At 73.2% G+C, this 11884-nt stretch carries 7 protein-coding genes; 3 read left to right on the top strand and 4 right to left on the bottom strand.

The genetic code is table 11. The features are described from left to right. Positions 1–144: 144 nt before the first annotated feature. Complete coding sequence (locus ACWDSL_RS27955; RefSeq protein ID WP_450489936.1) at positions 145–2127, bottom strand: protein kinase domain-containing protein; 1983 nt, start codon at positions 2125–2127, stop codon at positions 145–147. Positions 2128–2411: 284 nt separating this feature from the next. Here ACWDSL_RS27955 and ACWDSL_RS27950 point away from each other — a divergent pair, with 284 nt between their 5' ends. Beyond that, positions 2412–3704, top strand: a complete 1293-nt coding sequence (locus tag ACWDSL_RS27950; protein ID WP_450489934.1) for a serine hydrolase domain-containing protein — start codon at positions 2412–2414, stop codon at positions 3702–3704. Positions 3705–3783: 79 nt separating this feature from the next. Here the strand turns inward: ACWDSL_RS27950 and ACWDSL_RS27945 are convergent, their stop codons facing one another. Next, positions 3784–5505, bottom strand: coding sequence for a glycerol-3-phosphate dehydrogenase/oxidase (locus tag ACWDSL_RS27945; RefSeq protein WP_450489932.1), 1722 nt, complete (start codon positions 5503–5505; stop codon positions 3784–3786). Positions 5506–5724: 219 nt separating this feature from the next. Between ACWDSL_RS27945 and ACWDSL_RS27940 the strand changes: the two genes are divergently transcribed. After that, positions 5725–6999, top strand: a complete 1275-nt coding sequence (locus tag ACWDSL_RS27940; RefSeq protein WP_450489930.1) for a nucleotide sugar dehydrogenase — start codon at positions 5725–5727, stop codon at positions 6997–6999. 105 nt (positions 7000–7104) lie between these two features. Here the strand turns inward: ACWDSL_RS27940 and ACWDSL_RS27935 are convergent, their stop codons facing one another. Next, positions 7105–9486, bottom strand: a complete 2382-nt coding sequence (locus tag ACWDSL_RS27935) for a DUF6049 family protein (protein ID WP_450489928.1) — start codon at positions 9484–9486, stop codon at positions 7105–7107. 70 nt (positions 9487–9556) lie between these two features. Then, positions 9557–10780, bottom strand: a complete 1224-nt coding sequence (locus ACWDSL_RS27930) for a rod shape-determining protein (protein ID WP_450489926.1) — start codon at positions 10778–10780, stop codon at positions 9557–9559. Between the two features lie 381 nt (positions 10781–11161). On the opposite strand from ACWDSL_RS27930, the gene ACWDSL_RS27925 reads away from it, so the two are divergent. Then, positions 11162–11836, top strand: a complete 675-nt coding sequence (locus tag ACWDSL_RS27925) for a hypothetical protein (RefSeq protein WP_450489924.1) — start codon at positions 11162–11164, stop codon at positions 11834–11836. Positions 11837–11884: the final 48 nt, after the last annotated feature.

The following is an 11884-nucleotide window of genomic DNA, read 5'->3' as shown; positions in this document are numbered from 1 at the left end:
ACGCCTCCCCGAGCGCGCGATCCGCTCCCTCATCCGCACCGAACGAAACCGTCAACCAGGGGCGTTTTGCCCGCGCTTGCCGCTGCGTACGGTTCTCGGCCTCTCACGATACGTGCCCGGGGCGCGCTGTGCCGACCGGTGTGCTCAGTCCGTGATGTCGAAGGTGTCGAACGCGGTCTCGCGGAGCGTCTTGCACTCCTTCTCGTCCCACTTGCTCTTCTCGCAAGTGATCATTATGGCGAAGCCATGGCTGCTGTCCGCCCTGAAGCCGCGGTTGAGCACCCGGACCCGCTTGCCGTCCTTGTCGCGCTCGAACTGCCAGTCGGCGACCGTGGGGTAGCCGTGCCACTTCACCGACTCGATGCTGATCAGCTTGTAGCCGGGCGTGCTCCTGCTCACGGCGGGTTCGCTTTTGCGCCACTCCGCCGCCGCGTCCGACTTCGGTGACGTGGTGAAGTCGATCTGGATCCGCGGGATATCGGACCCGCCGTAGTAGATCTTGCTGCCGGAGTAGGTCCCCGCGTGGGCCTTCCACCCCTTGGGCATCGCCATGGTGAACGGGAAGTCGGAGCTCTTGACGGTCGCGTACCCGTCCGGCTGCGAGCCCTTGCCGTCTCCGCCGCCCTTGCCCTTGTTGCTGTCGTCGTCGCCGTCGCCCGAGCCGCCGGAGCCGCCCTTGCCCTTGTTGCCCTCGTCCGTCGGCTTCTCGGTGGACGTCTGCGGATCCGGGGACTTGCTGGACGACTGGCCGGACTGGCTACCGGAGTCCTTCTCGCCCTTCGTGTCGGCACCCGTACTGGCCGAAGCCGTCCCGCGGTCACCGGACTTGCCCTGGTCGCCGCCGTCGTCGCCGCCGCTCAGCGCGATGGCGAGCACCGTGCCGACGACCGCGAGCGCCACGATCACCGCGATGATCACCAGCGTGCGCTTGGGCACCACATCCGTCAGCGGGGCGCGCGGCGGCTGCGGGGCGGGCGGGATCTCGACGCCCGAGGAGCCCGCGGCGGGGGCCGCAGCCTTGGCCTTACCGGACTTGGCCGCCTTGGCGGGCTTGCCTTCCGAGGACTTCTTCGCGGCGGAGGCGGCCGAGTCCGCGGACGCCCCGGCGTCACCCGATCCGGCGGCGGCACCGGCCGACGCCGACGCCGCCGATGCCTTCCGTACGGAGCGCAGCGCGCCGCGCACCCGGTCCGAGGGCGCGGCGGACGGGGCGTCCTCGGGCGGGGCGGGCGGCAGGGACATGGTGCGGGTGGCGTTGGCCGCCGCGGCCTTCGACCGGCCCTCGTCGGGCGCGTCCAGCGCCTGGGTCAGCAGCGCCCGCACGCCCGCGTCGTCGAGCCGCCGCTCGGGGTCCTTGTCGAGCAGGCCGTAGATGACCTCCTCCAGCACGCCCGCGTTCTTCGGCTTGTCGACTGGCTCGGTCATCACGGCCGTGAGCGTCGCTATGGCGGTGGCCTTGTCGTACGGCGGCACGCCCTCCACCGCCGCGTACAGCAGACCGCCCAGCGACCACAGGTCGGCCGGCGGGCCGGGCTTGTGGCCGCGGGCGCGCTCGGGCGAGATGTAGGAGGGCGCGCCGACGAGCATGCCGGTCGAGGTGACGGAGGGGTCGCCCTCGACCTGGGCGATGCCGAAGTCGGTGAGCACGACGCGGCCGTCGTCCGCGATGAGGACGTTGGACGGCTTCACATCGCGGTGCAGGATGCCCGCCTGGTGCGCGGCGCGCAGTACGTCGAGGACGGCGAGCCCCACCTCGGCGGTGCGGCGCGGGGTGAGCGGGCCGTCGTCCCGTACGGCGTCGGCGAGCGAGCGGCCCTCGATGAGCTCCATGACGATCCAGGGGCGGTCGTCCTCGTCCACCACGTCGTAGACCGTGACGGCGCCGTTGCTGCGGATACGGGCGATCGCCTTCGCCTCGCGCAGCGTACGGGTGATGAGCCGTCTCTTCTCGTCCTCGTCGACGCTCGACGGGAAGCGCAGCTCCTTGACCGCGACGGTGCGACCCAACGTTTCGTCACTCGCCCGCCAGACAGTGCCCATCCCGCCCTGGCCGAGAACTTCCCCGAGCCGGTACCGCCCGGCGAGGAGGCGCCCGGTCGAGCCCTGCGTCCGCTCCGCCTCCGACATGCGTCCCCTCTGCAAATCAACCCGCCCTGAACCCACCCTGGGAGAGCCCCCATTGTCTCTCATCCGCGGACCGGGGGAAGTCCCGGGGTCCGGGGCCGGGCCTGGCGGCCGCGGCCACACCTGTGAGCATCTGGGGGTTCGCAGCCGATGAAGGCTTCACGAAATCCCGACGAGACCCGACGAAAACCCGGCGAGACCCGAGGCAACCTTAGGCGACCCGGGACGCCCCAGGACGACCCGAGGAGCAGAGGAACAGAAGAAGAGTCGACGAAAGGGCTCCCGATATGCCGATCCGCGCCCCCGGGCGGACGAGGCGGGGCCGCGCGCGGGCCGCGGCGCTCGCGCTGGCGGCGCTCCTGGGCGCCGCGGTCCCCGGCTGCGGCGCCCCGGCGGACCCCGGCGCGGCTCCCACGCCCGTCGCCGCGACGGTCCGGCACTCCGGCGGGCGGGACGCCGAGGCGGCCCTGCACGCGGCCGTACGGCGGCTGGTGGCCGGGGGCCGGGCACCGGGCGCCGCCGCGCTCGCCCTGGACGGCGGCGGGACGCGCTTCGCCTCGGCCGGGCTGGCCGATGTGCGCACCGGTCGGCGAATTCACGAAAGCGACCGCTTCCGCGCGGGCAGCATCACCAAGACCTTTGTCGCGGCGGTCGTCCTCCAGTTGGCCGAACAGCGACGGCTCGACCTGGACGACACGGTCGATGAGCACCTTCCGGGGCTGGTGCGCGGCCATGGCAACGACGGCCGGAAAATCACCCTCCGGCAGCTTCTCACCCACACCAGCGGTCTGTTCGACTTCGCGGGCGATCAGCGCGTGGCCCGTCGGCTGGCCGGCCCGCCGGGCGCCTCCTCCCTGACGCCACGGCAGCTCGTACGCATCGCCGTCGCCCACCGCCCGCGGTTCGCCCCGGGAGCCAGGTGGCACTACTCCAACACCAACTACGTCCTGCTGGGCCTGGTCGTCGAGCGCGTCACCGGCCGCCCCTACGCCGCCGAGACCGAGCACCGCGTGCTCACCCCGCTCGCCCTGCGCGGCACATCCTTCCCCGGCACCCGCACCACCCTCCCCACCCCGCACGGCCGCGCCTACGCCGCCCAAAACGGTGCCCGTCACCGTCACACGCCCCGCGAGCGCGCCCCTGGCGACCGCGCCCCGCGCGACCGCGCCCCGCGCGACCGCAGGCCCCACGACGGCACGCCCCACGACCGCACGCCCCGCGATGTCACCGACCTCGACCCGTCCCCGGCGAACGCCGCGGGCGAGGCGATCTCCACCCTCGACGACCTGGCCCGCTTCTACGCCGCACTGCTGCGCGGCGAGGTGGTGGGCCCGGCGGCGCTGCGGCGGATGCGCGACACCACGGCCTCCGACGGGCAGTACGGGATGGGCCTCTTCCCGGTGCGGCTGTCCTGCGGGGTGACGCTGTGGGGCCACAACGGCCGGATCAGCGGCTCCTACGTCCAGGTCGTCGCCACCCCGGGCGGCCGCCATGTGCTGGCCTACCGCCTCAACAGCGATGTGCTCCCGCCCTCGGCGGCGGAGCGGGACCTCCTCAAGGCCGAGTTCTGCCGGACCTGATCCGCCGCGCGCACCCTCCCGTGCACCGCACATACCCCCGCACCCCGCACCCCGGAGCTCAGAGCTCAGAGCTCAGAGCTCAGAGCGGGATGATGTCCGGCGCCCCCAGCCGGGCCGCGTCCGCCGTCAGATCGTCCGGCTGGAGCTGCGATTCGCGCTCCGCCTCGACCCGCTTCTCGTAGTGCCGGACCTCCTTGTCGATCTGCTCCGGCCCCCAGCCCAGCACCGGCGCGATCAGCTCGGCGGCCTCCCGGGCGCAGCGGGTGCCCCGGTCGAAGGTCTCGATCGAGATGCGGGTGCGCCGGGTCAGGACGTCGTCCAGGTGGCGGGCGCTCTCGTGGGAGGCGGCGTAGACGATCTCGGCGCGCAGATAGTCGTCGGCGTAGGTGAGCGGTTCGCCCAGGGAGGGGTCTTCGGCGATCCGGTCCACGATCTCCTCGGCGAGCGAGCCGTAGCGGTTCAGCAGATGCTCGACGCGGGCCACATGCAGCCCGGTGCGCTTGGCCATGCGCGCTCGCGCGTTCCACAGCGCCTGGTAGCCCACGGCGCCGGCCAGCGGCACCTCCTCGGTGACGCAGGGGCCGACCCACTGGTCGAGGCCGTGCACCGCCTCGTCGACCGCGTCCTTGGCCATCACCCGGTACGTGGTGTATTTGCCGCCCGCGACCACCACCAGGCCCGGCGCGACATGGGCGACCGTGTGCTCGCGCGAGAGCTTGCTGGTGGCGTCCGACTCGCCGGCCAGCAGCGGGCGCAGCCCGGCGTACACGCCCTGGACGTCGGCGCGGGTGAGCGGGACCGCCAGCACCTCGTTGACATGCTCAAGCAGATAGTCGATATCGGCGCTGGAGGCGGCCGGATGGGCCTTGTCCAGGCTCCAGTCGGTGTCGGTGGTGCCGACGATCCAGTGCCTGCCCCACGGGATCACGAACAGCACGCTCTTCTCGGTGCGCAGGATCAGCCCGGTCGTGGAGTGGATCCGGTCCTTGGGCACGACGAGGTGGATGCCCTTGGACGCCCGTACATGGAACTGGCCCCGCTCCCCGATCAGCGCCTGCGTCTCGTCCGTCCACACCCCGGTGGCGTTCACCACCTGGCGGGCGCGGATCTCGAAGTCGGCGCCCTTTTCCCCGGAGGGCGTCTCCATGTCGCGCACCCGGGCGCCGACGATGCGCTCCCCCTCCCGCAGGAAGCCCACCACCCGCGCCCGGTTGGCGACATGGGCGCCGTACGAGGCGGCGGTGCGCACCAGCGTGGTGACGAAGCGCGCGTCGTCCACTTGGGCGTCGTAGTACTGCAACGCCCCGACCAGGGCGTCCTTCCGCAGACAGGGGGCGACCCGCAGCGCCCGCCGCCGGGTCAGATGGCGGTGCGCGGGGAGCCCGCGGCCGTGCCCGGAGGAGAGCGACATGCCGTCGTACAGCGCCACGCCGGTGCCCGCGTACAGGCGCTCCCAGCCGCGGTGTTTGAGCGGATACAGGAACGGCACCGGCTTGACCAGGTGCGGGGCCAGCCGCTCCAGCAGCAGCCCGCGCTCCTTCAGGGCCTCCCGTACGAGGACGAAGTCCAGCATCTCCAGATAGCGCAGGCCGCCGTGGATCAGCTTGCTGGACCGGCTCGAGGTGCCGGCCGCCCAGTCCCGCGCCTCGACCAGGCCGGTCTCCAGGCCCCGGGTGACGGCGTCCAGGGCGGTGCCGGCCCCCACCACCCCGCCGCCCACGACCAGCACGTCCAGCTCCTGGTCCGCCATCCGGGCCAACGCCTCGCCGCGCTCGGCCGGCCCCAGTGTCGGTGTCCTCACGGCTGCCTCCCGTGGCGATCGAAATGGTGATCGAGATCACAACGTTCGTGAACGATTTTCCTGGGTTTCCGTCCATGACGCCATGCCGGTGCGGCGCCGGCACCCGACACCCCGCATCAATACTGAATACGAGTCATATTTCCGCTTAGTCTGCATTCATTCCATTCCGCGCAATTCTGCGCCATCCGGAATCGCCTCGGGAAGGGTCGGCACGAAGTCATGCCCGCAGATCTCGCCGTCATCGGACTCGGCCACCTCGGCATCCCCCTCGTCCAGGCCGCCACCGCCGCCGGCGTCCGCACCCTCGGCTACGACCCCGACCCCGGCGCCGCCGCCGATCTGCGCGCGGGCAGGCTGCCGTGCGCAGCGCCGTGGGACGGCGCGCTGTCGGCCGCCGACCTGCGCCGGATGGCCGCCGGGGGCTTCCGGACCACCAGCGACCCCGCCGAGCTCGGCCGCGTCCACACCGCCGTGATCTGCGCCCCGACCCCGCTCGGCGCGGACCGGACGGCCGGCTTGTCGGCGGTCGGCGAGGCCGCCCGCGCGCTGGCCGCGCAGCTGCGCCCGCACACCACCGTCGTACTCGAATCCGCCGTGTACCCCGGCACCACCGAGGAATTCCTGCGGCCGATCCTGGAGGACGGCTCCGGGCTGCGGGCCGGGCGCGACTTCCACCTCGCCTACTCCCCCGGCCGCCTCGACCCCGGCAACCGCGCGTACGGCTACGCCAACACCCCCAAGGTCATCGGTGGGCTGACCCCCGCCTGCACCGAGGCGGCCGCCACGTTCTACGGCCGCCTCACCGAGAAGGTCGTACGCGCCCGGGGCCCGCGCGAGGCCGAGACCGTCAAGGTCCTGGAGACCAACTACCGGCACGTCAACATCGCCCTGGTCAACGAGATGGCGATGTTCTGCCAGGACCTCGGCGTCGACCTGTGGGACGTGATCCGCTGCGCCGAGACCAAGCCGTTCGGCTTCCAGGCGTTCCGGCCGGGGCCCGGTGTCGGCGGCCACGGTGTGCCGATCGCCTCGGACTGCTCGCCGTACGGCGGGCGCGGCCCCGGCCGTCCACTGGCCATGGTGGAGCTGGCACAGCAGGTCAACGGGCGGATGCCGGGCTATGTCACCCGACGCTGCGCGGCCCTGCTCAACGAGCACGGGAAGTCCGCGCGCGGCGCCCGGGTACTGCTGCTCGGGGTGAGCTACAAGCCCGACGTGGGCGACCAGGAGGGCGCCCCGGCCCGCGAGATCGCCTCCCGGCTGATGGAGCTGGGCGCCCAGCTGAGCTTCCACGATCCGTTCGTGGCGCGGTGGCGGGTGGTCGGCCGACCGGTGCCGCGCGCGGACGCGCTGTACGAGGCGGTGGCCGACGCCGACCTGACGGTGCTGCTGCAGCACCACCGCAGCTACGACTTGCAGGGCCTGGCCGTGAAGGCGCAGCTGCTGCTGGACACGCGCGGCGCCAGCCCGGCGGGCACGGCGTACCGGCTCTGAGCCCCCGCACAGTGCCGCCCCGCCGTACCAGCTTCTGAGCCGCCGCGCCCGCAAACCCGCGTCACCCCCGTACGCCCGGGGATCCACCCCCGTACGCGCGGGGACTCACCCCCGTACGCCCGGCGGCGGTGGCGCACCACCGCGCGCCTGCGCGCGGCGCAGCCGGAACGCCGCGGCCAGCATCATCAGCCCCACCCCGCCCGCCACGAACGCCACCGCCCCCGAGGGCACCGAGCGGACATCGGCCGTGAAGGTGATCGGGCGGCCCCAGGGCCTGCCGTCGGAGCTGGTGTAGAGCTGGGCGGTGAGCCGCACCGGCCCGTTGGCGTGCGCCCGCACCCCGACCCGTACCGTACGGCTGACCGCCCGCGACGCCTGTACCCCGACCGCCCGGTCCACCGCGGCAAGCCGCTCCGGCCGGCTGGAGGCCACCCGCAGCTCCACTCCGGTCAGGTCCTGCTGCAGCCCGTTGTCGACCGTGACCGGGATGGTCGCGGACTGGCCGGCGACCGTCACCTTCGATTTGGGCACCAGCCGGACCGAGTCGATCGAGGCGGTCAGATAGCGGCTCACACCGCGCCGGTACGAGCGCGCGCCCGCCGGGTTCCCGCGCCAGCTCATGGAGACCGCGCGCGCCATCGCGGCGTACGCGGAGGCGGTGGTGCGCCCCGGGTCGGACAGCACCTTCGAGAGAGTGCCAAGACGCCGCTGGTCCCGGGCGACCGCCGCCAGCGAGCGGGCGGGCAGTTCGGAGGCGCGCAGCGCGACCGGGTAGCCCCCGGTCTCGCGCAGCTGCCCCGGCTCCGGGTCCTGCGCCGCCGCCTCCAGCCGGGACGGCTCCAGCCAGCCCGCCGCCAGCCCCTCGGACACCGCCTCGGACACCGCCCGCGCCGCGCCCGCCGACATCCGGCGCGGGGGGACGACAGTCAGGGCGCGCGAGGCGTACGGCAGCTCCCGGACGGCCGTCAGGCTCTCCGCGAGCAGCCGCTGCCGCACCCTCAGCCGGAGCGGCGCCCCGGCCGCGGCTGCTTGTAGGGAGGCTGGCCGGCTCTGGGCCAGCAGCGAGGCGACGGTCGTGTCGTACGTCAGGGCCGTCATCCGCTCGCCGAGCGCGACCGCGCGGTCGTCCGTGGCCCCGCCGGTGACCAGCGCGCCGGAGGAACGGCGCAGCCCCCCGACGGTGCTGCCGGAGGCCAGCACCGTCCCCAGGCCCAGCCGCTCGGCGTAGCCGGCGATCCCGGCGTCCACCGCGCCGCCCGCCGGCCAGGCCACATCGGCGCGGGCGTCGGTGTCCAGCTCGCGGTCCACCACGTCCTTGCCCGCCCGGGACACCCGGCGCAACAGCCCCGCCAGCGCGTCGCCGCCGGGGCCGCCGCGCGCGAGCGAGGCCAGGTCGGGGTCCGCGTACGGCAGCGCGACGACGTCCTGTCCGCGCACCGCGCGCTTGAGCGCGGCCAGCCAGGCCGCCGCCGCCCGTCCGCCCCGGCCCGCGGTGGTCTGCCGGGGGTCGGTGGCGCCGGGGGTGCGGGCCACCCGGTAGCCGTCCGCCATCGCCCGCGCCTGCGCCACCAGGTCCGGGTCCACCGCCCAGGTCACCGGCTGCCGCGCGCCCGTCTCGACCAGCCGCCGCAGCCGCCCGCCCGCGGCGAACGCGGCGGCCAGCGCGTCATCGCGGAACACCGGCCGCACGCTCTCCTGGGTGCGCAGGGTCAGCGCCTCCATATGCGGGGTGTCGGTGATCGGCCACAGCACGGTGGTGCGCAGCGGCTGGTACGCCGTGCCCTCCGGATAGACCGGCAGAAAGGTGCGGGCCAGCCCGAGGACGGCCCCGTCCTCGCGGGCCACGTCCACCATCAGCCCGTACGCCCCCGCGCCGTCCGCGCCCAGCTCCGGCACCGGCACCCGCAGCCGGAAGTCGCGGTGGGCGCCGGGTGCGAGGGAGGGCAGCCGGTGGACATGGCCGGGAATCTCCTCGCCGTCCGCGCGGGTCAGGTCCGTGCGCCCGGCCGCGGCGGCGAGGCCGCTGCGCGTGCCGAGCGCCGCCTGCCCGGTGCGCACGCCCACATGCGCACCGGTGACGCGGTGCCGTGAGTGGTTGACCACGGTGCCGCTGAGCGTGAGCCAGCCGTCCGGGCGCCGCAGAACGGCGGGGCTCGCGGACGCCAGCCGGACGGTCACGGCGTACGAGCTCCGGTGGCCGCCGACACGGTCACGACCAGGGCCACCGGTGGGGCCGGACGGGGTGGCGCGGGGGCTCTCGTACGAGGGCACGGAGGGCACGGCCGCCGCGGCCGGTACCGGCGGCACAACCGGCATGACCAGGCCCGCACTTAGGGCCGTGCCCGGCCCCGCGCTCAGGGCGACGCTCAGGACCGCGCTCAGGGCGGCGACCGCCGCGACGATCGCTCGCGCACATCTCCCGTCGCGTGCCACTACCGCCACCTCGACGTCGGTCCGTACCACCCCCGTGAACGGACGCGGTGTCACCAGACCACCACGGGCGGGCCCGTACCGCACGTCCGAGGGCCCCGCCCGAGCGGGCCGTCCGCGCCCGGCCTCAGCCCCGCGCGGTGGCGGCCAGCCCCCGGGGCCGGGCGTCCAGCACCGTGCGCAGCGACGCGAAGTCCTCGACGCAGCGGCCGGTGCCGAGGGCCACACAGTCCAGCGGGTCGTCGGCCACCAGCACCGGGATGTCCAGCTCGCGGCTGAGCCGGACGTCGAGGCCGCGCAGCAGCGCCCCGCCCCCGGTCAGCACGATGCCCCGGTCCATGATGTCGCCCGCCAGCTCCGGCGGGGTCTCGTCCAGTGTGGACCGCACCGCCGCGACGATGCTGTCCACGGGCTCGGCCAGCGCGTGCCGCACCTCATCCGCCGTCAGCTCCAGGACCTTCGGCAGTCCGGTGACCAGGTCCCGGCCACGGATGGTGCAGCGGTCCGGCGGCAGCAGCGTCTGCGTCTGCTCCGGGTCGGCAGCCTTGCCGGATCCGTCGAGCCCGTCATCGCTGCCGGGCTTGTCGAGCGAAAGGCCCTCGCGGCCCCGGGTGGCCGACACCACCTCCACATTCCGCTCCGGGCGCCTGACGGACGATCCGCTGCCGGGCGCAGACCAGGCGCCGACCGCTGTGGCGGAGCCGATGCTCACCTTGATCTCCTCGGCGGTCCGCTCCCCGATCGCCAGCGCGTACCGCTTCTTCACATGCGTGCTGATCGCGGCGTCCATCGCATCGCCCGCCATGCGCACCGAGCGGGCGGTGACGATCCCGCCCAGCGAGACCACGGCCACCTCGGTCGTGCCACCGCCCACGTCGACCACCATGCAGCCGGTCGGGTCGCTCACCGGCAGCCCCGCGCCGATCGCCGCCGCCATCGGCTCCTCGATCAGATGCACTTGGCGCGCCCCGGCCTGTGAGGCGGCCTCCATGACCGCACGCCGCTCGACACCCGTGATGCCGGAGGGCACACACACCACGACGCGAGGGCGGGAGAGCCGGCGGCTGCCCGTGACCTTCTTGATGAAGTGCCGCAGCATCCGCTCGGCGATCTCGAAGTCGGCGATGACTCCGTCCCGCAGCGGGCGGACGGCGACGATGTTGGAGGGGGTGCGCCCCATGGTCTCCTTCGCCTCGGAGCCGACCGCCAGCACGCTGCCGTCCGTCGTGCTGACCGCGACGACTGACGGCTCATTGAGCACGATCCCCCTGCCCCGCACGTACACCAGGGTGTTCGCCGTGCCGAGGTCGATTCCGACATCACGTCCCGTGAACGTCTTGTTCTGCGCCATAAGTTGACATTATTGCTTATGCCGGATTCTTGCCGGGCGCTGATGTCGACCGCACCCTCGTACGACCGGATCGCTGCTACCTTGCGTTCATGATCACGTGACAGGAGGGGACACCGGAGCGGAACGACATCGCCTGCTCCGCCGTTTACAGAGGTGGAGAGTTACCTCAACGACAAGCGCGTCACGAAATAGTGGCCGTCAAATCACCATAAGGACGGACAGGTTGTCTCTGTCCGGTCGCAGGCGTGTCACGGACGACAGACACGACTTGTCTGATTGTCGTGCCCGGCTGTTAGTTTTATGGCTCGAACTCTTCGTTCGCGCTCCCATCAGCATGAATCCCCGGAGCGCGGGCATCACCTTCATCCCCGGGGGATCTCCATGAGCCAGAACTGGCAGCAGCCTCAGCAGCCGCCCCAGCAGCCCCAGCAGCCCGGTGGTTACGGCTACCCGGCCCAGCCGCCGCAGCCGCAGTTCGGCGGCCCGCAGCAGCAGCCGCAGCCGCAGTTCGCGGGCGGCTTCCCGCCGCCGGCGCCGCCGGCCGGCCGCCAGGGCAACCCCGCGGTCGCGGTCCTCGCCGCCGTCGTCGCCGCTCTGGTCGGCGCGTTCCTCTACGCCTTCCTGCTGAGCGCGCTGGCCGACACGGACGGCCAGGAGCCGAAGATCACCCAGTTCGCCTACGCGGGTGTCGCGGTCGGCGCGCTCGTGGGTTTCGTCATCGCCAAGCTGGGCGGCCGTAACCCCGCGCTGTGGGTGGTCGGTGCGGTTCTGGCCCTGATAGCGGTGTTCATCGGTGAGACGTACGGCTACGCGATGATCATGAGCGACTGGTTCGGCAACAACGAGAGCTCGCTCCGCGCCCTCGGCGTTGACCAACTGTCTGCGAACGAGATCTTCTTCAGCCACTTCAGCTCGCCTGTGTTCGAGGTGAACGGACAGTCCACCCCCAGTCTGTTCGACGCGTGGAAGGACGACGCCGACGCCCTGACCTGGATCTTCATGATCCTGGCCCCGGCCGCGGCGGTCTCCACCTCCTACCGCCTCAGCAACCGCTGAAGCACCGACGCGCCAAAACGGGTTGGGCCCCGACCGCATCGCGGTCGG

Source organism: Streptomyces sp. NPDC000941 (assembly GCF_053599555.1).
Note: the sequence above shows the minus strand (reverse complement) of the source record. Positions and strands in the feature narration are given on the sequence as shown.

Excerpts from the sequence above, each read along its gene's own strand:
- ACWDSL_RS27950 (WP_450489934.1), top strand. The coding sequence starts at position 2,412 with ATGCCGATCCGCGCCCCCGGGCGGACGAGGCGGGGCCGCGCGCGGGCC.
- ACWDSL_RS27925 (WP_450489924.1), top strand. The coding sequence starts at position 11,162 with ATGAGCCAGAACTGGCAGCAGCCTCAGCAGCCGCCCCAGCAGCCCCAG.
- ACWDSL_RS27930 (WP_450489926.1), bottom strand. The coding sequence starts at position 10,780 with ATGGCGCAGAACAAGACGTTCACGGGACGTGATGTCGGAATCGACCTC.
- ACWDSL_RS27940 (WP_450489930.1), top strand. The coding sequence starts at position 5,725 with ATGCCCGCAGATCTCGCCGTCATCGGACTCGGCCACCTCGGCATCCCC.
- ACWDSL_RS27955 (WP_450489936.1), bottom strand. The coding sequence starts at position 2,127 with ATGTCGGAGGCGGAGCGGACGCAGGGCTCGACCGGGCGCCTCCTCGCC.